Source organism: Acinetobacter sp. C15 (assembly GCF_013420645.1).
Classification (GTDB): Bacteria; Pseudomonadota; Gammaproteobacteria; order Pseudomonadales; family Moraxellaceae; genus Acinetobacter; species Acinetobacter indicus.
Window position 1 is genome coordinate 89,148 of sequence record NZ_VOXR01000001.1, and the last position, 25,642, is coordinate 114,789.

A 25,642-nucleotide genomic window follows, 5' to 3' on the forward strand; every position below is an offset into this window, starting at 1 on the left:
ATAATTATTTACGCAATTTTAAAGTTGATTCAAGGGACTCAATTTGAGTCTGCATATGATCGAGTCTTTTCTGCAATTGGGTCAATGGCACATCTGCTAATTGTCTAAAGCGAATCACCGCGCGTTTCCATTGCGCATTTGGTAATGCACCGGTGCCCGAAGAATAGGTTCCTGGTTCAGAAATACTCTTTGTGACCATTGACATTCCGGTTAAAGTCACATTGTCGGCAATAGAAAGATGACCAGAGACCCCACATGCGCCTGCCAGAATACAGTTTTTGCCAATGATAGTACTGCCGGCAATACCACATTTTGCAGCGATAGCAGTATTGGCCCCTACTTTCACGTTGTGGGCGATTTGCACAAGGTTATCAATTATGACACCATGTTCCAAAATGGTGTCATCCAGCGCACCGCGGTCAATACTACAATTCGAACCAATTCGTACATCATTACCAATCTGTACTGAACCTAATTGTGCAATACGGTGCCATTTACCCTGATACGGAGCAAAACCAAAGCCTTCGCTACCAATTACGGTATTGGCATGAATGCGGACCCGATCAGCAATTTTAGCTTCACCAGTAATAGTGACATGCGAATCAATAAAACATTCTTTACCAATTTCAACAAAATCATCAATTTTGCTGTGCGACTGGATAATGGTTTTATCACCCACCACACAATTTTCACCCACCACCACATAATGGCCAATATAAGCACTTTCAGAAATGATCGCTGAGGGATGAATTTGTGCGGTACTTTCAATACCCATTTGGGTGTGCTTACGCTCAAAGACATGGGTTAAAATTGCAAACGCCAGATACGGATTTGCCACCACAATAAAGTTCTGATGCGTATCAAGCTGCTGCTGTAACTCGGGCGTGACAATTAAAGCACCCGCCTTAGATACTTTTGCCTGCTCCACATACTTATCGGCATTGACAAAAGCAATGTGCTGCGGTTCAGCAAGCTCCAGGCTCGCTAAACCCTGGAGACCTAAATCGGCCTGACCGACCAGCTCGCCCTGGACCAGACGAGCAAGTTCTTCTAAGCGATAATGTTGATAACTCATTGATTACTTGATTGCATTAACCTTTTGAATCATTTTATCAGTTAAATCATACTTAGGGTCATAGGCAAGTGCTGAGTTTTTGTTCAAAACCACATCTAAATTATTTTCTTTACGCAATTGTTCTGCTGCCTGCTTGATACGCTGCTCAAAACTGTCATTCATTTTTTGCAGATCAGCCTGCACTTTGGTCTGCAAACTTTGCTGTAAAGTATTAAATTCTTTTAACTTGGCCTGATACTGCGCCGACAATTTCTGCTTATCGGCTTCAGATAAATTTGCTGACTGCTGAGCACGTTGCTGTAACGTTTCCAGCTCTTTACCCAGCTGTTCAAGTTTAGTGGTTTGAGGTTTAAGCGATTGTTGCAATGCACTATTTTGCTGTTTTAAATAGCTGCTGCTTTCAACCACACGTTCTAAGCTGACCACACCATAACCTGCTGCCTGTGCCGCTGCGGCACAGGACAGTGTGAAACCTAAAACCGCCAGTTGTATCTTCTTCATCTTGATCTATCCCTATTTCAAGCATCCATGAACAGACCGTACTTAGAACGTACGGCCAATTTCAAACTGGATATTCTTGGTTTCATCACCTGGTTTTTCATTCAGCGGATATGCATAACTTAAGGACAATGGGCCAATCATGGTAATCCAGGTAAAGCCTACACCGACGCTATAACGCATATTGCCAAAGTCAAAGCCATAATTGTCTTTACAATATTGACGTTCTTCTGCCGTATTAGGAACATCACATTGGGTATCAAAGACTTGCGCACCCTCAGCAAAAAGCACCGGACGAACCTGACGCGCCCAATCGCCTTTAAATGGTACCGGTAAAGCCAGTTCAGTACCAAACTGTACTAAAGCATTACCACCCACTTCTTCTGGAGATGGATCTCTTTGATTAGTTTCATCAAAGTATACGCCATCATATTTTGGACCAAGCGTACTGTTGTCATAACCACGTACCGAGCCATAACCACCGGCATAGAAGTTCTTATAGAATGGTAAATCATTACCATAGCCCACTTTACCATAGCCACGCAGCACAAAATCTTTACCCAGCGGATAATAGGCCTGCGCATCATAGGTGACTTTTTGATATTCCACATCACTGCCCGGTAAGGCGATTTCAGCATTCACCCGATGTGACATCCCCGTCGTTGGGAAAATCGGACGGTTAAGAGTATTATATGACCAGCCCAAGTTCAAATTATAAGTTAAGAAATCACCCTTAAACTCATTAAAAAATTCCTGAGGTGCAGTACATTCACGATTTTCTTCATCCCATGAACCCTCTGGACAGAAGGTATCCGTACGCCCTGTTGCTTTACCACCCTTGGCAAGTAGATAATCACGAACATAAGTCGATACATAAGGACCGGTTGTCACTTCTGTCTGATCAATATTTAAGCCCGCACTAATACTCTGGTTTTCATCAATTGGATAACCAAAGTTAATCCCGCCACCGAAACTGTCGGTCACATAGTTGTTAACGTTATAGTCATCATCCAGTTTGGTTTTACGGTAGTACATATTATAACCGCGACGTACACCATCAATAGTAAAGTACGGGTCGGTTACACTTAGGTTATAGTAGTCTTGTGTTTCTGAACGCGACAGGTCAATCGACACGGCATTACCGGTGCCCAAGAAGTTGGTCTGGCTTAAACCGGCCTGGAAAGTTACACCGCCACTTTGCGAGAAACCCACCGCCAATGTACTAGTACCTGAATGCTGTTCTTCCACCGCAACGTTAAGATCAACCTGATCCGGTACATTCGGAACACGCACCGGTTTAATATCCACGGTTTTAAAGAAACCAGTACGTTCTAAACGGACTTTAGACAGATCAATTTTTTCATTACTGGCCAATGCACCTTCCATCTGGCGCATTTCACGACGTAATACTTCATCGGCAGTTTTGGTGTTACCACTGAAGTTAATCCGGCGTACGGTGACTTGCTGGCCCGGATTGATGTAATAGTTCAGATCAACCTGTTTGGTTTCTTCATTAATTTGTGGCACCACATTCACTTCTGCATAGTAATAACCGGCATTACCATACTTGCGAAGCAGCAGCTGCTTAACCGCATTGACCTTTTCTTGCGAATAGGTTTCACCATCTTTATAGATTTGCAGCGCTTTTAATTCTTCTGGTGCATATAAAGCATCACCCAAGAATTTGGTTTGACCAAATTTGAACTGTTCGCCTTCATCAATCGACACCTCAATGAAGATGTGCTGTTTGTCTTCACTTAAGTTCAGGCTCGAATTATTGATATTAAAGTTGATATAACCACGGTTTAAATACAGCGCACGTAAAGCTTCCAAGCTTGCTGCCATTTTCTCACGCGCATAACGGTCATTACGTGAAATCACAGAAGCCCAGCCACTTTCTTTGACTGCAAAGGCCTGTTTAATTTCGCTGTCTTTAAAGACGGTATTGCCAATGATATTAATATCAAAAACTTTGGCCGCTTTACCTTCAATAAACTCGATGGTCAGGTCGACGCGGTTATTCGGACGTGCTGTGGTAATGACTTTGACATCGGCATCATAACGGCCTTGCTGCATGTATTGCTGTTCAAGTTCCGATTCTAGTGTTTGCAAAGCAGACTTTTTCAGCACTTCACCTTCAGCCACGCCCATTTTCTTTAAGCCTTCTTCAAGGGCTTCTTTTGGAATTAATTTATTGCCTTTAAATTCGACTTTCGAAATGATCGGACGTTCTACCACCTGAAACACCAAGGTATCACCTTGCTGGGCAGCTTTAATATCATCGAATAAACCTGTGGCATACAGGCTGCGAATTGCATTTGCAATGGTGGCATCGTTGACACGATCACCACTATTTACAGGAATCATTCCATAAACATTGGCTGGCGTTAAACGAACAAGTCCGTCAATTTGTATATCTCTTACGATAAATTCATCTGCTGCATATACTTGTTGTACTGCTGCCATAGCACTAACCAGTGCCAGAGGCATAAATAAATGTGTGTGCTGCATGCCAGTCTTTTCCAATGTTAAATTTATTGCCTATCCACGTTGTTATAAACGCATAAAATCATTAAATAATGCCAGAAGCATCATGCTACCGAGCAATACCATACCAATTTTTAAACCAACTAATTGTATTTGTTCAGAAACAGGTTTACCACGAATTAGTTCTATAAAATAATAAACCAAATGTCCACCATCCAGCATTGGAATTGGCAGTAAATTTAGAATACCCAAGCTTACACTCATTAGGGCCATAAACGAAATAAAAGTTTGCCAGCCCATTTCAGCGCTTTGTCCTGCCACCTTGGCAATGGTAATCGGGCCAGACAGGTTATCTAAACCAATCAGACCACGCACCATTTTGACGATGGAGTTCAAAATCATCGAGGAAATTTGACCGGTTTTATCGACCGCCATCATTAAGGCTTCTGTAGGACTATATTGAATGGTTTGTTTATATTCTTCAGGAATTGTTATTTTTCCCGGGTCACTTTGTACACCTAACATACCGGTGGTGTTGCCCATATTGTCGCGTTTGGCCTGCGGCATAATTTCCAGCTGTACCCGCTGATCTTGACGCAACACGTCAATCTTCAACAGTTTCTCTGGCGATGCCTGTACCACTTGTACCACATCGTACCAGTCTTTCATGACAACACCGTCAATCGCTAAAATCTGGTCACCTTCTTTCATCCCTTGACGAATGGCAGCGCCATCTTCACTCAGTTTGCTGACCACTGCTGGAATATTCGGACGATATGGCGTAAAGCCCAGCACCTCAAGTGGTGACTGAGATTGATCTTTCAAGAAATCTTGAATCGGTAATTGAAAGTTTTGTGGCTGACCATCGCGGTTGGCCTGAATATGAATGGTACCTGTTTCACCGGCACGATCCACCAGCGCAAAATTCAGTTTTTCCCAGGTGCTAACCTGGGTACCATCGACTGCGGTAATCCGGTCACCCGGCTGCATATTCACTTCAGCCGCAGGCGTTTGTGGCAAGACTTTCCCAACACGGGTATTCAGCTGTTCCTGAGACGGTAAAAACAGAATCCAGAACAGTACAATCGCAAAAACCAGATTAATTAAAGGACCTGCCGCGACAATCGCGATCCGTTTCCACGGATGCTGACGGTTAAAAGCAAAAGGCAGATCTTCTTCTGCCACATTGCCCTCACGTTCATCCAGCATTTTGACATAGCCGCCCAAAGGCAAAGCCGAGAGCTGATATTGAATACCGGATTTCTTCGAGGTCCATTTCAGCACTGTCGGGCCAAAACCAATAGAATAAACCAGGACTTTGACCCCCAGTTTGCGTGCAACAAAGTAGTGCCCAAATTCATGAATTGCAATTAACGGCCCCAACAAAAGAATGGCCGCAACAATAATAAATAAGGCACTCATGTCTTAACTTCCTGTCTGAATCACACACTGCTGTGCAAAAGCACGGGCATTCTGGTCTGCCTGAAGAATGGTTTCAATTGAATCTGCGGCGCGATTGGCCAGATGATTCAGGGTCTGTTCAACAATTTCTGGAATCTGGGTAAACCCAAGCTGGTTTTGCAAGAAAGATGCCACTGCAATTTCATTGGCCGCATTTAGCAAGGTCGGTGCAATACCGCCTGCCTGCATGGCCTGACGTGCCAGCTTTAAGGCCGGGAAACGCGTGGTATCCGGTTCCTGAAAATTCAGCTGTGAATGGATAAATAAATCCAGCGGCGGAACATGCGTCTGCAGACGTTCCGGCCAGGCCAACGCATGCGCAATTGGCGTACACATATCCGGATTACCCATTTGTGCCAAAGTTGTTCCATCGACATATTGAACCATGGAGTGAATAATACTCTGTGGATGCACCACCACTGTAACAAATTGTTCTTTTACTGCGAACAAATGGCAGGCTTCAATCAGCTCCAGACCCTTGTTCATCAGGGTGGCGGAATCGACGGAAATTTTTTGACCCATAGACCAATTGGGATGTTTACAGGCTTGCGCCGGGGTCACACTGTGTAACTGTTCCAGACTATGATTTAAAAATGGCCCACCCGATGCGGTCAGCAGAATCTGCTGCACACCCAGTTTTGGTTGACCATTACGCTCGACCTCAAAATAGTTTTGCGGCAGGCACTGGAAAATTGCATTGTGTTCGGAATCGACCGGCAATAATAAAGCGCCATGATCACGCGCTGCCTGCATCATCAGGTCACCGGACATCACCAGGGCTTCTTTATTGGCCAGTAGCACGCGCTTACCGGCCTGCACTGCGGCCAAGGTTGGCATTAAACCTGCGGCACCAACAATTGCCGCCATCACCACATCCACTTCAGGATGTGAAGCCACAGCTATTAAACCAGCTTCATCACAGAGGATTTCAATATCGGCAAGATTGGCCTGCTGCAACAACTGTCTTAAGGAATCGACCTGTGCAGCCGGTACCACGGCCACTTTGGGATGAAACTGTTTGCATATTTCAACCAGCTCAGCAATACGACTGTGAGCCGTTACGGCATATACCGAATATTTTTCAGGATGTTGTTGCAGTATTTTTAAGGTGCTTTGACCAATCGAACCTGTAACACCCAATATACAAACAGATTGTAACATCTATAAATCTACGCCAATAAGTTTCAGTACATACATGCTTGCAGCAAAGATTGGAGCCGCTGCGAGCAAGGAGTCAATGCGGTCCAGCACTCCACCATGTCCTGGCAGAATACGACCAGAGTCTTTAATTCCGGCACGGCGTTTGATCATGGATTCAAACAGATCGCCCAGTACCGAACTAAACACGGTTATCATGGACAGAATCAGGAATAAAATATGTTGGGTCAGGCTTAAGTCCAGATAGACAATTTCTACAAACAGCACAATCAGGATGGCGGTAAACACGCCACCATATAAACCTTCCACCGATTTGTTTGGACTGACATGTGGTGCCAGTTTCTTTTTACCAAACTTGCGTCCGACAAAATAAGCGCCTGAATCTGCACCCCAAACCAGCAGGAACAGATACATCAGCCACCACGGTGAATGGGTCCAGACCGCATAAATGGCAGTCACGGCGGCAGAAATCAGCACAAAGCCAATAAAGTTCAGGCTTGGATTGTACCAGCCATCATATTCAGGATAGGATTTAACCCAATACAGGCTGAGCAGCCAGGTTAAAATCGAGGCTGACCACAGCAATAACGCAATATCACTAAAATATAAAGCAAGCGCGGAAAGAGCGGCGGTCACCAGACCATAACCCCAAGCCATGGGCTTGATGACATATTTTGTTGTTCTTGGCATGAGTTTGAACCACTCATAGCCCGCAACCCCTGCTGCAAAAATCATCAGCACAAACATTGGATAATGGGACTGAGTTGCAAACATACAGCTCAGCACCACAGCGACCAATACCAATGCGGTAATTATCCGCTCTAACATGTATTAATTCTCAAGTTTCTCTTGTTGGATTTGCTCTGAAGTTTTTCCAAAGCGACGTTCGCGTCCTGCAAACACATGAAACGCATCATCCAGCTCTTCCACACTAAACTCTGGCCACAAGGTCGGAGTAAAGTACAGTTCGGCATACGCGGCTTGCCAAAGCAAGAAATTGGACAGCCGATAATCACCACCCGTACGGATCAACAGGTCCACAGGCGGTAAATCACCCAGGCACACATATTGACCGAACAGCGTGCTATCAATCTGTTCCAGTGCGACTTTATTGGCCAGCACATCAGCCGCAATCTGTTTGGCTGCTTCTGCCATATCCCACATGCCACCATAACTGATGGCAATGGTTAAAGTCATGCTACTGAACTTAGCAGTCCTTTGTTCAGCATGCAACATCAAGTCACGTAGATGTGGGGATAAACGGCTGCGATCACCAATAAAACGCAAGGCAATCTGGTATTTTTCCATGCGCGGCATTTGCTCATGAATCGTGTCTTCCAGCAATTGCATGAGTAAATCAACTTCATATTGCGGACGATTCCAGTTTTCACTTGAAAATGCAAAAACGGTGAGTGCCTGAATGTGTTTGCTGCGACAATAGTCAACAATCGGATCTAGAATATTTTTACCTTCACGGTGACCGTCGCCTTTTTGCAATTGATTTTTCTTGGCAAAACGGTTGTTGCCATCCATGATGATGGCAACATGTTTTGGAAGCGTCTGACAGTCTTCAGATGTGGTCATCAACAATTAGACCTTCATCAACTCAGCTTCTTTAGCAGCCAAACGCTTGTCGACTTCAGCAACATATTTGTCGGTGATTTTCTGGATATCATCACCTGCACGACGTTCATCATCTTCAGAAATTTCTTTTTCTTTCAACAATGCTTTGATATCGCCCAAGACGTCACGACGGATGTTACGAATCGCCACTTTGGCATTTTCCGCTTCAGAACGCGCAACTTTCTGCATGTCTTTACGGGTTTCTTCGGTTAAAGCTGGTAGCGGCACACGAATCGAATCAGCGGTAATCGGGTTCAGACCGAGGTCAGACTCACGAATCGCCTTGTCAATTGCAGACACCATGGTACGTTCAAATGGCTGTACGATTAGAGTACGTGAATCTTCAACACCCACGTTCGCCACCTGGTTTAACGGCACATCTGAGCCATAGTAAGGAACCATCACACCGTTTAAGATTGATGGATGGGCACGGCCGGTACGAACTTTGGCAAAACCTTGCTCCAAAGACTCCAGAGTCTTTTGCATACGCTGTTCGCTGTCTTTTTTAAGATCGTTAATCATATGATCTTCCTTACTTAATTCTTAAAGATGTAATTACTAAAATAGCGTGTAGTATAAAGAGCTTTCAGGCCCACGTACATTAGTTCGTAACGTGAGTTCCTTCTTTTTCACCCATAACCACTGAAAGTAAAGCACCGGCTTTATTCATATCAAATACCTGTAACGGTACATTGTGGTCACGACATAAGCAGATTGCGGTTAAATCCATCACGCCGAGCTTTTCATCTAACACCTGATCGAACGTCAGGGTGTCATATTTCACCGCATCTTCGTATTTGCTTGGATCTTTGTTATAAACGCCATCTACCTTGGTGGCTTTCAGAATCAGATTGGCTTCAATTTCAATACCACGCAAGCAGGCTGCCGTATCTGTGGTAAAGAACGGGTTACCTGTACCGGCAACGAATACGCACACTTCACCTTGAGTTAGGTGGCGAATTGCATCACGGCTTGAATAAGATTCTACAACGGTACCAATTGGCAGTGCTGAAAGCAGACGTGTTTTAATGTTACGGCGTACTAAAGCATCACGCATGGCCAGACCGTTCATCACAGTCGCCAGCATACCCATCTGGTCACCAGTCACACGACCGACCAGACCGTCTTTTTGTAACTGGCTGCCACGGTACAGGTTACCGCCACCAACCACGATACCCACTTGCACACCCAGACCGACTAGGTGCGCAATTGCCAAAGACATCTGATCAAGGATTTGGGCATCAATCCCCATATCCTTATTACCCGCCAGTGCCTCGCCTGAAAGCTTCAGCAAAATACGTTCATAACGTGGCTTTTTAGAATCCAACATCATCAAACTCCAAAGTATTTAATTTAAATTTTTTCTGTATATCAGTACTTAAGCAGATTTGATCGCAATCAGCTTGGCAAATAAATCGTATTCATCTGCATCGGTAATTTCGACTTCAAGCAAATCGCCTGCTTTAATTTTTGACTTGTCGATATCTTCAACAAACACGTTACCATCAATTTCAGGTGCATCTGCATAAGAACGCGCAACGGCAACCGGGAATTCTTCTTCCAGATCATCCACCAGCACAGTCATGGTCTGACCAATACGTTTTTGCAGTTTTGCGGCTGAAATTTCCTGCTGCACCTGCATGAAACGTTCATAACGTTCCTGCTTGATTTCTTCCGGCACATGGTCTGGCAGATCATTCGCGGTTGCACCTTCAACCGGTGAATAGGTGAAGCAACCAACACGGTCAAGCTGCGCTTCTTTCAACCAGTCCAGCAACATCTGGAAGTCTTCTTCGGTTTCGCCCGGGAAGCCAACCACGAAGGTGGAACGAATCACCAGATCCGGACATTTTTCACGCCATACATTTAAGCGCTCTAGTGTATTTTCACTGTGCGCCGGACGTTTCATCAGCTTGAGGATTTTCGGACTGGCATGCTGGAATGGAATATCCAGATACGGTAAGATTTTACCTTGCGCCATCAGGTCAATCACGGCATCGACATGCGGATAAGGATAGACATAGTGCAAACGGACCCAGATGCCCAACTGGCCCAGGGCTTCACACATGTCATAGAATTTGGTTTTAACCGGCTGACCGTTCCAGAAATCCAGCTTGTATTTGGTATCCACACCATAAGCTGAAGTATCTTGAGAAATGACCAGAACTTCTTTTACACCAGCACGTTTCAGCGCTGCGGCTTCTTCCAGAACAGAACCGACCGGACGGGAAACTAAATCACCACGCATGCTCGGGATGATACAAAAAGTACAACGGTGGTTACAGCCTTCTGATATTTTCAGGTAAGCATAATGTTTCGGGGTTAAACGGATCCCCTGTTCTGGCACCAGATCAATAAACGGATTGTGCTTTGGCGGCTCCGGCACATACTGATGCACGGCATCCATGACTTCTTCATAGGCTGCTGCACCGGTCACTTTTAAGACATTCGGATGCATTTGACGAATCTTGTCTTCGTCTTTACCTAAACAGCCAGTCACAATGACGCGACCATTGGCATTCATGGCTTCGCCAATGGCGTCTAAAGACTCTTGTACTGCAGATTCAATAAAACCACAGGTGTTAACCACGACTAAATCAGCACCGTCATAATCCGATGCGACATCATAACCTTCAGTCTTTAACTGAGTTAAAATTCGTTCAGAATCTACCAATGCCTTAGGACAACCTAAAGAAACAAAACCGACTTTGGGGGACTTCATGAATCTGCGCTCCACTAGAATGCGCGTATTGTATGACTTTTCTGGCCATAAAAATAGAGAAATAGCCCACTCTTTGCATAATGCACCAAAATACAACCACTAAAGCCGGCTTATACACAATATTGCACCATTTTGATTCACTTTTGGTTTACAGCACTGGCGTTATCCGCTATACCTGAATCAACCCGTCCATTTCAGCGCATTTTTCTCATAAATTGGCTTGATTTACAGGAATTTGAACAAAGTTGGCGTGCATTTTGCTTAATTTGCATCATTAACGTTCTTAATTCAGAAATCTATTGCTTTATGAAGATGCCATTGCGCTATTTTAATACAGGATGCCACCGCTAATGGATCAAAGCCCGGCTATCGACTATCGCCTTTTAGTGGACAATTTGACCACTGCCATTTTACTGGTTGACAGCAACCTGAATATTTTTTACCTCAATTCCTCTTGTGAGGCGCTGTTTGATATCAGTTTATTACGTGCTGCCGGACAGCCGGTAATGAATTTACTGCATCTCCCGACCGATGAATTTAATACCTACGAAGCACTACAGAATACTTTAAGCACCGGACAGCCTTATACCCGCCGTGAAGCCACCATTAATGTCAACTTTAAAGACATTCATGTCGATTACACCACTTCGCAGCTGAATGCCGGCAAAAGCTATCATCCTTTATTGCTGATTGAGCTGAATCCGATTGACCGGATGCTGAAAATTTCCAAAGAAGAAAACCTGATTCAGCAGCATCAGGTGGCGCGGCAGCTGGTGCGCGGCGTGGCGCATGAAATTAAAAACCCGCTGGCCGGCATTCGCGGTGCAACCCAGCTACTGGCGCGCAGTCTGAATGACTCTCAATATGCAGAGTTTACCGACATTATTATTAATGAAGTCGATCGGCTCAGAAATCTGGCTGACACCATGCTGGGTTCACGTCAGTTACCGAGTTACGAACTGGTCAATATCCATGAACCACTGGAACGCGTGCGCTCGCTAATTGCCAACCAGACCAAGAAAAAAGTCAAAATCATCCGGGATTATGACCTGTCGTTGCCGGAAGTGATGGCGGATCGTGACCAGCTGATTCAGGTCATGCTGAATATTAGCGTCAATGCGGTACAGGCCATGATGGAAAACAAGGAGTTCTTTGTAGAACATCAGCCCGAACTGATTTTAAGAACTCGTATTCAGCGCCTGGTCACCATTAATGGCGTGATTCATCGCTCGGTGGTACGGGTCGATATTGAAGACAACGGCCCCGGTGTGCCGGAAGAAATTATTGAATCGGTGTTCTATCCGCTGGTTACGGCACGCGCCAAAGGCACCGGGCTGGGCCTGAGCATCGCACAGAATATTATGCATCAACACAACGGAATGATTGAGTGCCAATCTGTTCCAGGAAAAACAATATTTAGCTTATATATACCTTGGGAGTCTAACCATGTCGCGAAATAAAATTTGGGTAATTGATGATGATCGTGCCATGCGCTGGGTACTGGAAAAAACCTTCAAGGAAGAGGGCTTTGACGTCACCAGTTTTGAAGAAGCCCAATCTGCTCTGGAGCAACTGGGTGTCGATGCACCGGATGTAATCCTGACCGATATCCGTATGCCGGGTATTGATGGCCTGACCTTCCTCGGTAAAGTCAAAGCCAGCTATCCGGATTTACCAGTGATTATCATGACCGCACATTCAGATCTGGAATCTGCAGTGTCGAGCTATCAAACTGGTGCCTTTGAATATTTGCCAAAACCGTTTGATATTGATGAAGCGCTAGCGCTGGTCAATCGTGCCATTTTGCATATCACCAAATTACAGCAACAGGAATCAGCCAAAACCGCACAGCCCATTCAATCGACTGAAATTATTGGTGAATCACCGGCAATGCAGGAAGTGTTCCGTGCCATTGGCCGTTTATCGCAATCGCATATTACCGTACTGATTAATGGTGAATCAGGGACCGGTAAAGAACTGGTGGCGCATGCCCTGCATCGCCATTCACCGCGTAGCAGCAAGCCGTTTATTGCGCTCAACATGGCCGCCATCCCGAAAGACCTGATTGAAACCGAATTATTTGGTCATGAAAAAGGGGCCTTTACCGGCGCCAACACCCAGCGTCAGGGCCGTTTTGAACAGGCCAATGGCGGCACCTTGTTCCTGGATGAAATTGGCGATATGCCATTTGAAACCCAGACCCGTTTATTACGTGTTTTAGCCGATGGTGAATTCTACCGTGTTGGTGGCCATATTCCGGTGAAGGTAGATGTGCGTATTGTTGCAGCAACGCACCAAGATCTGGAAAAGCTGGTACACGAAGGCCGTTTCCGTGAAGACTTGTATCACCGTCTGAACGTGATCCGGATTCATATTCCAAAACTGGCGCATCGTAGTGAAGATATTCCAATGCTGGCGCAGCACTTCCTGGCGCGTGCCGGTAAAGAGTTAGGCGTGAGTCCGAAAATCTTGCGTCCGGAAACCCAGGAATATATGCAGCAATTACCTTGGCAAGGAAACGTGCGTCAACTGGAAAACACCTGCCGCTGGTTAACCGTCATGATTACCGGCCGTGAAGTCTATCCGGAAGATTTACCTTCGGAACTGAAACAGATTCCAATTGAAAAATCAGGCGATGTACCGTCCAATCTGCATTTAGACCGCGTCTCGATCCATCACTGGGATGAGCTGCTGGGTCAATGGGCCGTACAGAAACTGAAAAACGGCGAAATGAAAATTCTGGACATCGCCACACCGATGTTTGAACGTACCCTGATTAATGCCGCGCTGCAACAAACCCGTGGCCGCAAACGCCATGCCGCTGAACTGCTGGGCTGGGGACGTAATACCCTAACCCGTAAGCTGAAAGAGCTGGGCATGGACAGTGCTGATGATGATGTTGAGGAAGAAATTGAAGGCTAAACCAGCCTGATCTTTATGATAAAAAATAAGCTCCTTATGGAGCTTATTTTTTTAATTGGATTCCGGCACAGCAATGCCGATATAACGCGATAAATCCTGCACACCCAAATCAGTGTGAATGATCAGATAATGCGGAAAGCTGGCTGTGGTCAGTTCCTGAAACATATTGAGCTGATCATCATGTGCGTGAATTTCATCGACACTACGCGCCATGGTTGCTTCAAATACATCAGCAATATATTCAAAACCCAAATCCAGCGCCACAAACAGCGTATGCTCACAGGGCTGAATATACTGCTCTTGTGACCAGTCAATAATCGCCTGCTGGCAGCAAGGACAAATCACGTTGGCATCGGCATCGGGCTGTTGAATCAGTTGATAAGACATGTATTGATCATCTCATGGACTTTATCCTTAGTGTAAAGGATTTGTAGCCATAACTTAAGCTCGCCACGCATCACAAAGGCGAAAAGAGACGCTGCAAAAACCGCACAAATCAAATTGACAGCCCAGAACAATCATAATTTAATCTGCTTATCGTTGCATAAATGGAATAACTACACATGCTTTCGGACCTCGATGATTTTTACTGCTTTGCCCAGGTGGTTGAGCATGGCGGTTTTAGCGCCGCAGAACGTGCAACCGATATCCCCAAATCCAAACTGAGCCGCCGTGTGCACAATCTGGAAGAACGTTTGGGCGTGCGCCTGATTCAGCGCAATTCCCGCCATTTTGCCGTAACCGATATTGGCATGAACGTGTATCGACATGCACAGGTGATGGCCAATGCAGCACAGGCAGCACATGATCTGGTTGATCATCTGAGTATTCAGCCGCGCGGCCTGATTAAAGTTAGCCTGCCGGTCTCCATTGCCCAGAATGAAATGTCCAGAATTCTGCCGGAATTTTTAAAGACCTATCCGGAAATTAAAGTCCAGCTTCTGGTCAGTAACCGCCGGGTTGATCTGATTAATGAAGGGATTGATCTGGCCTTGCGTGTACGCAGCAATCTGGATGATGATCCGAATCTGGTGATTCGTACCTTTGAAACCATTGAACAGCATCTCTTTGCCAGTCAGGCCTATTTAAACCAGCACGGCGACCTGAAACAGCCGGAAGATCTGGCCAAGCATCATATTCTCAGTATGGCTGATGATCATGTCGATCAGCATATTGTGGTTTATGATGAACATCAGCAGCAGAAGAAAATTAAAGTCAACCCGACCGTAATGGGTTCGGATCTGATGCTACAGGCGCAACTGGCCCGTCAGGACTGTGGGATTGCCCTGCTCCCGGACAATATTGTGGAGCCGTATATTCAGTCAGGCGAACTGGTACGCGTGCTACCGAACTGGCGTGCGCCGCACGGGGTTTTTCATGCCGTGTATCCATCCCGTCGCGGGCTATTACCGGCGGTACGGGTGTTTATTGATTTTCTGGTGGAAAAACTGTCACAGCGTTAAAGCCAACCATCAAATTTCAGGCAAAAAAAAAGCTTATCCAGGGATGGATAAGCTATAAAAACTAGAAACTACAGCAAGAATCTATGAATACATAATATGTACAAAAGACAGCATTAACAAATAGTCAATTTATATCACTTAATACTTTTAAAGTATAAATAAGCCATTTTATAGCTAGATTTCTGGGTATGCTCCGGTACCTTCCGGCCACGGCGACAGCACTTCAAAGCCGGTTTCAGTCACGGCAATCATATGTTCCCACTGTGCAGAAAGTGATTTATCGGTGGTCACGACGGTCCAGCCATCATTAAGCTCTTTGACTCTGGAGCCGCCGGCATTCACCATCGGTTCAATCGTGAACACCATACCTGGCTTGAGTTGTAGCCCCTGATCGGGCTGTCCATAGTGCAGTACACTTGGCTGTTCATGATAAATTTTACCAATACCATGCCCGCAATATTCACGCACCACTTTATAGCCGGCCTGCTGCGCGACCGTTTGAATTGCATGACCAACATCGCCTAAAGTCGCACCCGGTTTCACCGCATGAATCCCTGCGACCATCGCCGCATAGGTGGTTTCGACCAGTCTTTTCGCTTCCGGCTTGATTGTCCCGACGTAATACATGCGACTAGTATCGCCGTAATAACCATCTTTAATTACCGCCACATCAATATTGATAATATCGCCATCTTGGAGCACAACCGACGCAGATGGAATACCATGACAAACCACTTCATTCGGTGAAATACAGGTGGTTTTGGTATAACCGCAATAGCCGACATTGGCCGGAATCACCTGCAAGGTATTTACGATATAGTCGTGACACAGGTCATCTAGATATTCAGTGGTCACGCCCGGCTTGATATGCTCCCCGATCATCGCCAAAACCTGAGCAGCCAAACGACCTGAAACACGTAATTTTTCTAAATCCTGCTCGGTTTTAATCGATACGGCAGACGCTCTCATGCTTAAAATCCCCTATGAAACATTTGCTTAGTATAGTCCTTTTCAGTGACTTTTGTTTGATCACAAGCGCTTCCATCTACCACAAACCTACTACTGCTTAAATATTCAACAATTAAAAATCTTTATATTTATTGACTGTTTTTTCAAATTTATCTTTTGATATTTAACAGTTTTCATCTTTTAAAAATTAAATCAACAATATAGTTTCACTAATTTTTGACAACCCGATCAATTTCCCACGCCAAGATATAAAAATAATTCATAAGATTTATAAAATAAATTAGCCAAAGCAGTTGCCATGTTCTAGAATCGCTTTCTTTTGTTTAACCGATCTATCTCCCTTATGACGAGTTTACGTACACGGGATATTATTGCCTTAGGTTTAATGACCTTTGCACTATTTATCGGTGCCGGCAATATTATCTTTCCGCCTATTGTTGCACAGCAGGCAGGTGAACACGTTTGGTTAGCAGCTTTCGGCTTTTTAATTACAGCCGTGAGCTTGCCGGTGTTGACCATTATTGCCCTGTCTCGTGTAGAAGGTTCTATCCAGCTTTTAAGTTCGCCACTGGGCAAAGCAGCCAGTCTGATTTTGACCGTGGTGTGTTATTTAGCGGTAGGCCCTTTATTTGCCATTCCCCGTACCGCAACCGTTTCTTATGAAATTGGTTTCTCCTCTTATTTTGGTGCAGCTCCGAGCAGCTTGCTGATTTACAGTCTGATCTACTTTATTGTAGTGACTATTGTTGCGCTGTATCCCAACAAGATTCTGGATACGGTGGGTTATTTCCTGTCGCCCCTGAAAATTTTATCGTTAATTATTCTGGGTGTTGCAGCAACGTTCATTCCCGCGGGTCATATTCCGCCAGCCATTAATAACTATATCAACAGTCCAGTCTCTGAAGGTTTCGTCAATGGTTATTTAACCATGGATACCCTGGGTGCCTTGGTATTTGGTATTGTGATTATTAATGCCATGCGTTCGCGTGGGGTCAGCGATAAAAAGCTGATGACCAAATACGCCATGATTGCCGGACTGATCTCTGGTATCGGTTTAACCCTGGTGTATTTAAGCCTGTTTAAACTGGGCTTGGGCAGTCATGAAGTAGCACCGAATGCAGCCAATGGCGCAGTGATCCTGCATGCCTATGTGCAACATGCTTTTGGTGACTTAGGTTCCCTGTTCTTAAGTGCCATGATTTTCATTGCCTGTATGGTAACCGCGATTGGCCTGACCTGTGCCTGTGCAGAATACTTCTCGCAAATTACCCGTATTAGGTATCGTACTTGGGTATTTGTCTTAGTCGGTTTCTCACTGGTGATTTCTAACCTCGGTCTGACCAAACTGATTGCACTCTCAGTGCCGGTATTAAGCGCGATTTATCCACCTGCGATTGTAGTGATCTTACTGGGCTTTTTCTGGAAAAACTTCCATTCTCCAGCGCGTGTAATTCGTCCGGTCACCGCAGTAGCCTTATTCTTTGGCGTGATTGATGGCTTAAAAGTAGCGGGTCTAGATGGCTTTTTACCTGAAGCTTTACTGAACTTACCATTAAGCGCGCAAAACCTGGCCTGGCTGATTCCATCTACCATTGTCCTGCTGATTTGTATTGTGATCGACAAGGTTAAACACTAAGCCTTAACCCGAGTCGTTAAAGTCTGGTTTTACCCAAACCCGATTTTAAATTGCTCAATAATGGTCAAGTTTTACCCAAACTGACTCTTATTGTGTCACTTTCTTTCAGTCTGGTTTAGCTCAATCTTGCTCAACTTCCAGGTCAATTGAAGTAAGCTCATCCACTTTCGCTTCTCCTCATTCTCTGAAACCCTTCAATTCAGCGCAATGCTGCTCTTTACCCTCTTTTTGCATACCTTCTACCAAAGCCTAATAGCTGCCCTATTGTTAAGCTGGCATAAATAATGCTACATCTTTACTCACTTCTTTACAGTGATGCCCTAATATTCCGTAAATAAATGAACTGAATTTGAGCATTTATTTATACACACTATGTTCTTTCAAAATATTGCGATAGGCGCTTGAAATACACTGCAATTCGCAGTACAACTAAACAAACTAATCCGATCAAAATAGTCTGTTTTTGATCAAAATACAGGAGGGATGGAGATGTTATCATTACATTTCAATAAGCAAGTCTTCATTAACGCTCTGAAGGCAAATAACAATTTAGTGACTTTCCTCAGCACCACCTTTGCGCTGCTGCTGACGCTGGTCTTTCAAGGATTGATTCAGGGTAACCTGAAACCCGCATACTTTATCTACGCACTAATCGTCTGTATCGCCTTCTATATTTGGGCTGTGGTCGATGAAAAATATCGACAGCCGGCTCCCATTGATCAGCACAACTCTTAATTTTTAACCGACCCAGATGGATGAGCCTTCATCCATCTGCTCAGAATCAGAAAAATAGCTTTTTATACTGCTTGGCAACACACCCTTAAGCCCATAAATATAATCCCGCACCCACCACCAGTAGCAAGGTGGCCAGTACCTCACCCAGTACCAGCAGCAACATCGCCAGACTCATTAAGCTTTTCGGCAGATGCCATTTGCCCAACTGATGCGGAGTTTTAAACTGATTGGTGGTGTCCTTTAAATAACCATGCAATGCATAACTCAAGATTGAAAAAGCAAAGAAAAACAGGTTAATTGCCACCAGTAGCAAATTCAGTTCGGTGGACCATACCGAAAAATAAGCCATGGCTGCCAGAATCAGACTGGCCGGCGCATAGAGCAAACTGCTACGATGCGCAATATCGACATAATAATGAGCACGCGCCTGTGGTGAATGCCGAATCTGCCAGTATTTCCACACTCCGGTCAGCATGCCCACCCATAAAAATATACCGCTGGCCAGAATCGCTCCTTTTACCGCAACATCAAGATCCATTGCATTCATTTCGTTTTGTCCTTATTTGAATTGCCTTACTGCATGACCCCGAAGTCAGAGATTGCAACTGCATTCACAGCAAACTCCTTTACATTAGAGTCATTCACTTTTTTTAATGTTCATCCTATGACTTCGTTTGACCCCGTCCATATTACCTGCGCAGATGGCTATCAGCTGAGTGGGCGCTTCTACACCCATCAGGCTAAAAAGCAGCCTTACCCTGTCCTAATTTGTCCCGCGACTGGCATCACGCAAGGGTTTTATCATCCTTTTGCCGAGTGGTTAAGCCAGCAAGGTTATGACGTGCTCAGTTTTGATTTTCGCGGTATTGGCGGCTCTTTACAAGGGAAATTAAAGCACTCACAAGCCAGTATTGTCGATTGGGGCCAACTGGACATTGCAGCCGGTATCGAGCATGTATTGCAACTGAGCCAGGCCGAACAGGTGATTTTATTGGGACATAGTGCTGGCGGCCAGCTGCTGGGGATTTGCCCCAACCATGCCAAGGTGGCCAAAGTTGTAGCGGTATCGGGTTCGACCGGCCATGTCAAAGGCCTTAAAGGACGCACCAAACTACTGGCGCCACTAATGTTTCAGGTCATTTTCCCGATCGCCCGCATTACCCATGGATATGGCCCAACCCAGGCCATTGGTATGGGCGAAAATTTACCGAAAAATGTGGCCCGGCAATGGGCAGAGTTTTGTGGCAAACCCGGTTATGTAATCAATGCCATTGGCAAAAGCGTATTTGAAGATTTTCATGCTGACATCCGTAGCCCGATGAGCGTACTCTGGAGTTCCGATGACGAAATTGCCACTGAAGCCAACGTCAAAGATTTACTGCGCCTCTATCCTAATGCTGCTACCCGAATGATTGAGCTAAAACCGCAGCAGTATGACCACAAGGCAATTGGTCATATGCTGATGTTTAAACGCTCTCACCAGAACCTGTGGCCGGTGATTGCAGCTGAACTGCGTATCTAAAACTGTAACGCTCTTGAGAAAAATGAACTTTAGATAAATACCAGACATGAAAAAGCCCCACATCAGTGAGGCTTTTTTGATTTACCAACTTTTGGCAATTAAGCGTAGGTAATCATCACGGTTTTAATGCGATTACCTTCCAGCTCGGTGACTTCAAAGTGTACACCCTGATAGTCCAGATGCGTACCGACTTGTACATCGCCCTGGGTTTTATCCAAGATTAAGCCGGCAACACTAATATAGCCTGCATCTTCTTCCACCAGATCCAGCATACCCAGTTCCAGCTCAAGCTGATAAACGTCCAGCATACCGGTCGCTTTCCAGGTGGTCTCGTTAACACGGATTAAATCTGGCTGTTCATCGGCATCCGGGAACTCACCGGCAATCGCTTCAAACACATCCAGCGGCGAAATCAGACCTTGCACATTACCAAACTCGTCACTCACCAATACCAATGAACCTTTTGAAGTACGCAAAGTATTGATCGCATCAATGACTTTCATTTTTTCAAAAATGTAAATTGGACGGTGACGTTTCACCAGCGCCTTAAAGGCTTCTTCATCATCTAGCACATCCAGTAGCTCTTTGGCACGAACAATACTGATGACTTTGTCAAGGCTACCACGACACACCGGGAATAAACTGTGCGGTACCGACAATACCTGCTCACGAATCTGTTCTGGTGTATCTTCAATGTTCACCCAGGAAATCTGGTTACGCGGCGTCATAATCGACGCAACCGAACGTTCTGCCAGCGTTAATACGCCGCCAATCATATAACGCTCTTCATGCGCAAAGGTTTCTTGTGCTTCACTTGAATGCATGTCCGTAGTTTCAATACGGCCGCCCATTAACTTCAGAATCGAATCTGCAGTACGGTGACGCAGCGGAATTTTCGCTTCATGTTTTGCCGCATTACGCTGCCCAAACTGGTTAAAGGCTTCAATGGCAATGGCTACACCAATACCTGAATAGATATAACCTTTCGGAATGTGGAAACCAAAACCTTCTGCAATCAGGCTGATACCAATCAACAGCAGGAAGCTTAAACACAAGATTACCACGGTTGGATGACGGTTAACAAAGGCTGTTAGCGGTTTAGACGCCAGTAACATGACCGCCATTGCTACAATCATGGCGGCCATCATCACATAGATGTTGTCGACCATACCAATTGCGGTAATAACAGAGTCTAAAGAGAATACGGCATCCAGGATTACGATCTGGGCAACCACTGCGGTGAAGCTGGCATAAACCACATTGGTGGTCACTTTAACTTCCGGCTTGCCTTCCATCTTCTCGTGCAATTCGGTCACGGCCTTATAGACCAAGAACAAACCACCGAACAGGAGAATCAGATCCCGCCCTGAGAATGTTAAATCAAATATCGAAATAAGCGGTTGAGTCAAGGTGACTAACCAAGAGATTGCGAATAATAACCCCAAACGCATGAGCAAAGCCAAAGACAAGCCAATCACACGGGCTTTATCACGCTGCTCAGGAGGTAATTTTTCTGCCAGAATGGCAATAAAGACTAGGTTATCAATACCTAGAACAATTTCTAAAATAATAAGTGTTATTAAACCAACCCAAATTCCCGGATCTAATAAAAACTCCATTAGTTCATCTCTCCGATAGGGTTAGCGTGTAATTCGAAATGTAGACCTGGGCCCGGCGACGGATCCATAAATTTAACCTTTTCAACTGTAGATAAAAATATTATGCATAATCTTCTATTTTTGTAATCATTTTTTCGGAATTTTTTTGGTAAATTCCTGTATTGGTTAAATTAAGCCAAGTTTTCTGCTTAAAAAAAGTACAAGTTTGTAATTAAATTTCAGGTTTTATTAAAACTTCCAAAGAGAGATAAATGACTGCAATCAGAGCAAAAATCGGGGCTAGATTTCACAACTTAAATATAAATATATGATTTTTATTATTTTATTAAAAAATAAATTCCAAGATATTATTTTTCTATCTAAAAGACTCAAATTTCTAGTATTGAGATAAATGTAGCCCAGTTTTCAATTTGTTACTTTTACTTAAACGGTTTGAAAGTAAATCCTGAAGAAAGATAAGCAAGTCCCTAACCTCAATGCTTCACTCTTAACATCATCATCATGATCATTTTCATGCAAAAAATAACGAATAAAAATATATGACAATGCAACAAATATACGTTTATCAAAGTACTGCGCGAGAGAGGTGTCACGCTCTATCAGTTGCTATTTCAAGCAGAAAAAACAGCCAATTAAGATCAAGTGAAAATGGTTGTTTTTTTAGGAGACAAGACTTTGGGGTGTTTTAGGCTGAATGATTGCTGGATAAAACCTTCATCCTCATTACTCATCTAAACCACTTTAAAAATACGCATCTTTAAGATGAAATACTGAAGTTTACACAGAAGATTGTGACCATTTATCAGGACTAAAATAGGGATGATCTCTCCCTAACTATCCCAGTCTAAGCCAGCTGATCTCCCGATAAAAACGCTTTGACTGAGCCTTTTATTGACGAATACGATTAAAACGACTTGCTAAGCATATGACATTTCAAATAAAATGTGATGGGATTTCACACAAATACAATTAAAAATGCAAGGAATAACTAAATGACCAAGAAATATTCCAAATTTCTGCCTTCTACTGAAGACTTCAATATTGAGCAGTTTCCTTATTACTGGGTAACCCAAGTCCATGCTCAATATGTGTTAAATGTCGATCATGCACTCAAGAAATATGGTCTGGATAACTCACGCCGCCGCATTCTGATTGCGCTAAAAGCCAAACCGAATGCCAGCGTTTCCGACCTGTCAGACATGGTGGTATCAAAGATGTCGACCACCACCAAAATTGTCTATCGCCTGAAAGAAGAAGGCCTGGTGGAGACCTACTCCTGTGAAGATGATGCGCGCATCACCCGGGTTATTCTGACCGATCAGGGCCATGCCATGACCGAAAAAATCAATGACCTGACCGGTGTGGTACTGGAACAGTCCTTTGAAGGTTTAACCCCGCTACAGATTGAAAAAATGATGGACAGTTTGCGTCATATTTTTAATAACTTATCGCGTTAATCATCCAGCATTCTGTACACTGTTTATGACAAAGAATCGAAAAAGTTCAGTTGGGGGCTAACTTTTTCGATTTTTATTTTTGGTACATGCGAGCATTCAAATTCTTCAACCGGAAAACCTTCGACAAAACGCTGAATATCCGGCTGAGTTTGGCCAAGCCATTCTTGTAAACGTGCATGTGGAATCACAATCACCGAACGTTTGACATTGCCCGGCTCATGAAAGTCTTTCATCATTGGGTGGTCGATCGCGTCCATGGTAATCATGGTGCAGGAACGAATAATCTCATCCTGAATTTTGCAAATTTCATATAAAGCCGCAATATAAAACGCCTGCCCATCTTTACGGCGCACGCCCCAGCGCTGCGGTTTATTGTCAATATATTTGGATTCATAAAACTCCGTTACCGGAATGACCCCAAACTTGCGTTTCAGCACCGCTTCCTGAAAGCTGGGTTTCTGTAACAGGGTTTCATTACGGGCATTATAGGTTTTATGGGCAATACTCTTATCTTCCGCCCACTTCGGCACCAGACCAAACATCACCTTACGCCATTCCAGTCCCTGTTCAGATTTGAACAGTAAAGGCAAGTGATAACCCGGATAGACCTCATCTTCATATTCAAAAGGAATATCCGGGAGATTTAAATCCTGTCGCTGTTGTGGCGTAAGCGGTTTAAAGTTGGCACACATTGAAATATGGCTGCTCAGTTTAGACAGCTCTATTATACGCCTTCAGGCGGTTAAGTTGCGCCTACGCTTTAACTAGGTAGCGTTAACCAGTGGGTGCGACAAAACTCTTCTAAGACCCATTGACCATTAAAACGCCCCAGACCGGAATTTTTCTCGCCACCAAAAGGCGCATTCGGATAATCCGCCACGGTAATGGCATTGATATGCGTCATCCCAGCGTCAATTTTTAAGGCAAAGGCTTTGGCACGTTCAATATTGGCGCTACAGACTGCACTGGATAAGCCAAAACGTGTGGCATTGGCCAGCATCAGTGCTTCAGCTTCATTTTGCGCTTTAATCACCGGCAGTACCGGCCCAAAACTTTCTTCTTGCGCCAGACTCGACGCCGGGTCAACATCAATAAAAATATGCGGTGGAATCACATGACCGCGCGTGGCACCTTGCAGTACCAGCGTCGCGCCAGCCTCTTGTCCTTGCTGGATAATATGCTGAATCTTCTGCACCTGATCGCGGTTAATAATTGGGCCAATCACTGTAGTATCTTCATTCGGATCACCAAAAGGAATGCTTTTACTGCGTTCAACCAGTTTACCGACAAAACTGTCATGCACTTTTGCATCAACAATAATGCGGTTGGTACTCATGCAAATCTGCCCCTGATGCAAAAAGCGCCCCATCACCGCCAGTTCTACCGCCAAGTCCAGATCGGCATCATCCAGCACCACCAAAGGTGCGTTTCCGCCCAGCTCCAGCGCCAGCCGTTTTAAATTCGGACTGCCCACTGCCAATTGCCCTACGCGCTTGCCCACTTCGGTAGAACCGGTAAAGGAAATCAGTTTCGGCACTTCATGTTCAACAAAATAATCGCCGATTTCACTACCTGCACCTGCCAGCACACTAAGGCTGCCCATCGGAGCACCGGCTTCTTCAAACAGTTTAGCCAGCAGCAAGCCACCGGTAATTGGCGTATCACTGGCCGGTTTCAGCACCACGGTATTGCCTAGCGCCAGTGCTGCAGCCACCGAACGCATACTTAAATGAAAAGGAAAATTCCACGGGCTAATTACCGCCACCACGCCCAGCGGTTTACGTACCGCATAGCTTTGACGGGTTGGATCGGGAGATGGCAACTGTTGGCTTAACATACGCTCCGGGAAAGTCGAGCTTTCTTTTAAAATGCCTATTGCAGCATCGACTTCAATATTGGCTTTTAAGCGGGTGCTGCCCGATTCCTGAATCAGCCAGTCGATAATTTCCTCCCGACGCGCCTGAATAATCTCAATTACGCGCAGCAGCAGATTTTTTCGTGCTTCGGCTGAACTGTCTGCCCACTTTGCGGCATACTCCAAAGCCGCCGCATAGGCACTGTCGACATCGACAATACTGGCACCTTGTAATTTTAAAATGCTTTCTTCGGTATAAGGATTCAGATTGTCCAGGATTCGGGTTGAAGTGCCCTTGATCCATTCACCGGCAATAAACTGTTGATCAAGAAATTGATACGCGCCCATAACATCTTCCAGATTTTGATGATTTCCCTCACTCTAAAAGGTCTGCACAGAAAGTTCTAGTGCTATTCGGTGTGTAATTATTGCCATAAAAA

At 44.8% G+C, this 25,642-nt stretch carries 23 protein-coding genes; 7 read left to right on the forward strand and 16 right to left on the reverse strand.

Annotated features, from left to right (window positions below):
* Window positions 1–4 precede the first annotated feature (4 nt).
* From lpxD to rimO, 10 genes are all read right to left on the reverse strand, one after another.
* Entirely contained in the window at window positions 5–1,075 is a 1,071-nt protein-coding gene (gene lpxD, locus FTT63_RS00440; RefSeq protein WP_180191867.1) for a UDP-3-O-(3-hydroxymyristoyl)glucosamine N-acyltransferase, read from the reverse strand.
* A 3-nt stretch (window positions 1,076–1,078) separates the two neighbouring features.
* Window positions 1,079–1,576 carry an OmpH family outer membrane protein gene (locus FTT63_RS00445; RefSeq protein ID WP_075168192.1) on the reverse strand — a complete coding sequence of 166 codons (498 nt, stop codon included), beginning with the start codon at window positions 1,574–1,576 and terminating at the stop codon, window positions 1,079–1,081.
* A gap of 42 nt (window positions 1,577–1,618) precedes the next feature.
* A complete protein-coding gene (bamA, locus tag FTT63_RS00450) occupies window positions 1,619–4,084 on the reverse strand; it encodes an outer membrane protein assembly factor BamA (protein WP_104499584.1) in 2,466 nt (821 codons plus the stop codon).
* 42 nt (window positions 4,085–4,126) lie between these two features.
* Window positions 4,127–5,482, reverse strand: coding sequence for an RIP metalloprotease RseP (gene rseP / locus FTT63_RS00455; protein WP_104498766.1), 1,356 nt, complete (start codon window positions 5,480–5,482; stop codon window positions 4,127–4,129).
* 3 nt (window positions 5,483–5,485) lie between these two features.
* Complete coding sequence (gene ispC, locus FTT63_RS00460) at window positions 5,486–6,682, reverse strand: 1-deoxy-D-xylulose-5-phosphate reductoisomerase (RefSeq protein WP_180191868.1); 1,197 nt, start codon at window positions 6,680–6,682, stop codon at window positions 5,486–5,488.
* Window positions 6,683–7,507, reverse strand: coding sequence for a phosphatidate cytidylyltransferase (locus FTT63_RS00465; protein WP_045795728.1), 825 nt, complete (start codon window positions 7,505–7,507; stop codon window positions 6,683–6,685).
* A gap of 3 nt (window positions 7,508–7,510) precedes the next feature.
* Window positions 7,511–8,263, reverse strand: a complete 753-nt coding sequence (uppS, locus tag FTT63_RS00470) for a polyprenyl diphosphate synthase (protein ID WP_005177599.1) — start codon at window positions 8,261–8,263, stop codon at window positions 7,511–7,513.
* Window positions 8,264–8,269: 6 nt separating this feature from the next.
* The gene (frr, locus tag FTT63_RS00475; protein WP_005177597.1) at window positions 8,270–8,824 is read right to left on the reverse strand and encodes a ribosome recycling factor; all 555 of its coding nucleotides are present in this window, start codon (window positions 8,822–8,824) and stop codon (window positions 8,270–8,272) included.
* Between the two features lie 79 nt (window positions 8,825–8,903).
* Window positions 8,904–9,632 (reverse strand): UMP kinase, encoded by a 729-nt coding sequence (gene pyrH, locus FTT63_RS00480; RefSeq protein WP_005177594.1) that lies wholly within the window; start codon window positions 9,630–9,632, stop codon window positions 8,904–8,906.
* A 48-nt stretch (window positions 9,633–9,680) separates the two neighbouring features.
* Window positions 9,681–11,024: a 30S ribosomal protein S12 methylthiotransferase RimO gene (rimO, locus tag FTT63_RS00485; RefSeq protein WP_005177586.1), complete on the reverse strand. Its 1,344-nt coding sequence runs from the start codon at window positions 11,022–11,024 to the stop codon at window positions 9,681–9,683.
* A 350-nt stretch (window positions 11,025–11,374) separates the two neighbouring features.
* Here rimO and glnL point away from each other — a divergent pair, with 350 nt between their 5' ends.
* Together glnL and glnG are read left to right on the forward strand one after the other, a co-directional pair.
* Complete coding sequence (gene glnL / locus FTT63_RS00490; protein WP_127799497.1) at window positions 11,375–12,484, forward strand: nitrogen regulation protein NR(II); 1,110 nt, start codon at window positions 11,375–11,377, stop codon at window positions 12,482–12,484.
* Window positions 12,471–13,946 (forward strand): nitrogen regulation protein NR(I), encoded by a 1,476-nt coding sequence (glnG, locus tag FTT63_RS00495; protein WP_005177581.1) that lies wholly within the window; start codon window positions 12,471–12,473, stop codon window positions 13,944–13,946. Before glnL ends, glnG begins: the two co-directional genes overlap by 14 nt.
* Window positions 13,947–13,997: 51 nt before the next feature.
* Here glnG and FTT63_RS00500 read toward each other — a convergent pair whose 3' ends face one another.
* Window positions 13,998–14,333 (reverse strand): hypothetical protein, encoded by a 336-nt coding sequence (locus FTT63_RS00500; protein WP_180191869.1) that lies wholly within the window; start codon window positions 14,331–14,333, stop codon window positions 13,998–14,000.
* A gap of 176 nt (window positions 14,334–14,509) precedes the next feature.
* On the opposite strand from FTT63_RS00500, the gene FTT63_RS00505 reads away from it, so the two are divergent.
* Window positions 14,510–15,409 carry a LysR family transcriptional regulator gene (locus FTT63_RS00505; RefSeq protein ID WP_075168197.1) on the forward strand — a complete coding sequence of 300 codons (900 nt, stop codon included), beginning with the start codon at window positions 14,510–14,512 and terminating at the stop codon, window positions 15,407–15,409.
* 174 nt (window positions 15,410–15,583) lie between these two features.
* Here the strand turns inward: FTT63_RS00505 and map are convergent, their stop codons facing one another.
* Entirely contained in the window at window positions 15,584–16,378 is a 795-nt protein-coding gene (gene map, locus FTT63_RS00510) for a type I methionyl aminopeptidase (protein ID WP_180191870.1), read from the reverse strand.
* 343 nt (window positions 16,379–16,721) lie between these two features.
* Here map and brnQ point away from each other — a divergent pair, with 343 nt between their 5' ends.
* Window positions 16,722–18,014 (forward strand): branched-chain amino acid transport system II carrier protein, encoded by a 1,293-nt coding sequence (gene brnQ / locus FTT63_RS00515; protein WP_163145845.1) that lies wholly within the window; start codon window positions 16,722–16,724, stop codon window positions 18,012–18,014.
* A 489-nt stretch (window positions 18,015–18,503) separates the two neighbouring features.
* Complete coding sequence (locus FTT63_RS00520; RefSeq protein WP_016658209.1) at window positions 18,504–18,749, forward strand: hypothetical protein; 246 nt, start codon at window positions 18,504–18,506, stop codon at window positions 18,747–18,749.
* 85 nt (window positions 18,750–18,834) lie between these two features.
* Here FTT63_RS00520 and FTT63_RS00525 read toward each other — a convergent pair whose 3' ends face one another.
* Window positions 18,835–19,296: a hypothetical protein gene (locus FTT63_RS00525; RefSeq protein WP_005177567.1), complete on the reverse strand. Its 462-nt coding sequence runs from the start codon at window positions 19,294–19,296 to the stop codon at window positions 18,835–18,837.
* A 117-nt stretch (window positions 19,297–19,413) separates the two neighbouring features.
* Here FTT63_RS00525 and FTT63_RS00530 point away from each other — a divergent pair, with 117 nt between their 5' ends.
* A complete protein-coding gene (locus tag FTT63_RS00530; RefSeq protein WP_180191871.1) occupies window positions 19,414–20,271 on the forward strand; it encodes an alpha/beta fold hydrolase in 858 nt (285 codons plus the stop codon).
* A 98-nt stretch (window positions 20,272–20,369) separates the two neighbouring features.
* Here FTT63_RS00530 and FTT63_RS00535 read toward each other — a convergent pair whose 3' ends face one another.
* Window positions 20,370–21,890, reverse strand: a complete 1,521-nt coding sequence (locus FTT63_RS00535) for a transporter associated domain-containing protein (RefSeq protein ID WP_005177562.1) — start codon at window positions 21,888–21,890, stop codon at window positions 20,370–20,372.
* 992 nt (window positions 21,891–22,882) lie between these two features.
* Here FTT63_RS00535 and FTT63_RS00540 point away from each other — a divergent pair.
* On the forward strand, window positions 22,883–23,347 hold the full coding sequence (locus FTT63_RS00540) for a MarR family winged helix-turn-helix transcriptional regulator (RefSeq protein ID WP_005177561.1): 465 nt from the start codon (window positions 22,883–22,885) through the stop codon (window positions 23,345–23,347).
* Between the two features lie 23 nt (window positions 23,348–23,370).
* On the opposite strand, the gene FTT63_RS00545 is transcribed toward FTT63_RS00540, so the two are convergent.
* Both FTT63_RS00545 and FTT63_RS00550 read right to left on the reverse strand, forming a co-directional pair.
* Window positions 23,371–24,039 (reverse strand): SOS response-associated peptidase, encoded by a 669-nt coding sequence (locus FTT63_RS00545; RefSeq protein ID WP_005177558.1) that lies wholly within the window; start codon window positions 24,037–24,039, stop codon window positions 23,371–23,373.
* Between the two features lie 68 nt (window positions 24,040–24,107).
* On the reverse strand, window positions 24,108–25,550 hold the full coding sequence (locus FTT63_RS00550; protein WP_180191872.1) for an aldehyde dehydrogenase family protein: 1,443 nt from the start codon (window positions 25,548–25,550) through the stop codon (window positions 24,108–24,110).
* Window positions 25,551–25,642: the final 92 nt, after the last annotated feature.

Bases quoted from the DNA above. Each gene is read 5' to 3' on its own strand.
- FTT63_RS00500 (WP_180191869.1), bottom strand. From the start codon at position 14,333: ATGTCTTATCAACTGATTCAACAGCCCGATGCCGATGCCAACGTGATT.
- brnQ (WP_163145845.1), top strand. From the start codon at position 16,722: ATGACGAGTTTACGTACACGGGATATTATTGCCTTAGGTTTAATGACC.
- map (WP_180191870.1), bottom strand. From the start codon at position 16,378: ATGAGAGCGTCTGCCGTATCGATTAAAACCGAGCAGGATTTAGAAAAA.
- FTT63_RS00540 (WP_005177561.1), top strand. From the start codon at position 22,883: ATGACCAAGAAATATTCCAAATTTCTGCCTTCTACTGAAGACTTCAAT.
- rseP (WP_104498766.1), bottom strand. From the start codon at position 5,482: ATGAGTGCCTTATTTATTATTGTTGCGGCCATTCTTTTGTTGGGGCCG.
- frr (WP_005177597.1), bottom strand. From the start codon at position 8,824: ATGATTAACGATCTTAAAAAAGACAGCGAACAGCGTATGCAAAAGACT.
- FTT63_RS00520 (WP_016658209.1), top strand. From the start codon at position 18,504: ATGTTATCATTACATTTCAATAAGCAAGTCTTCATTAACGCTCTGAAG.
- glnL (WP_127799497.1), top strand. From the start codon at position 11,375: ATGGATCAAAGCCCGGCTATCGACTATCGCCTTTTAGTGGACAATTTG.
- FTT63_RS00550 (WP_180191872.1), bottom strand. From the start codon at position 25,550: ATGGGCGCGTATCAATTTCTTGATCAACAGTTTATTGCCGGTGAATGG.
- FTT63_RS00545 (WP_005177558.1), bottom strand. From the start codon at position 24,039: ATGTGTGCCAACTTTAAACCGCTTACGCCACAACAGCGACAGGATTTA.
- FTT63_RS00535 (WP_005177562.1), bottom strand. From the start codon at position 21,890: ATGGAGTTTTTATTAGATCCGGGAATTTGGGTTGGTTTAATAACACTT.
- pyrH (WP_005177594.1), bottom strand. From the start codon at position 9,632: ATGTTGGATTCTAAAAAGCCACGTTATGAACGTATTTTGCTGAAGCTT.
- rimO (WP_005177586.1), bottom strand. From the start codon at position 11,024: ATGAAGTCCCCCAAAGTCGGTTTTGTTTCTTTAGGTTGTCCTAAGGCA.
- ispC (WP_180191868.1), bottom strand. From the start codon at position 6,682: ATGTTACAATCTGTTTGTATATTGGGTGTTACAGGTTCGATTGGTCAA.
- FTT63_RS00525 (WP_005177567.1), bottom strand. From the start codon at position 19,296: ATGAATGCAATGGATCTTGATGTTGCGGTAAAAGGAGCGATTCTGGCC.
- FTT63_RS00505 (WP_075168197.1), top strand. From the start codon at position 14,510: ATGCTTTCGGACCTCGATGATTTTTACTGCTTTGCCCAGGTGGTTGAG.
- FTT63_RS00530 (WP_180191871.1), top strand. From the start codon at position 19,414: ATGACTTCGTTTGACCCCGTCCATATTACCTGCGCAGATGGCTATCAG.
- uppS (WP_005177599.1), bottom strand. From the start codon at position 8,263: ATGACCACATCTGAAGACTGTCAGACGCTTCCAAAACATGTTGCCATC.
- FTT63_RS00445 (WP_075168192.1), bottom strand. From the start codon at position 1,576: ATGAAGAAGATACAACTGGCGGTTTTAGGTTTCACACTGTCCTGTGCC.
- FTT63_RS00465 (WP_045795728.1), bottom strand. From the start codon at position 7,507: ATGTTAGAGCGGATAATTACCGCATTGGTATTGGTCGCTGTGGTGCTG.
- glnG (WP_005177581.1), top strand. From the start codon at position 12,471: ATGTCGCGAAATAAAATTTGGGTAATTGATGATGATCGTGCCATGCGC.
- bamA (WP_104499584.1), bottom strand. From the start codon at position 4,084: ATGCAGCACACACATTTATTTATGCCTCTGGCACTGGTTAGTGCTATG.
- lpxD (WP_180191867.1), bottom strand. From the start codon at position 1,075: ATGAGTTATCAACATTATCGCTTAGAAGAACTTGCTCGTCTGGTCCAG.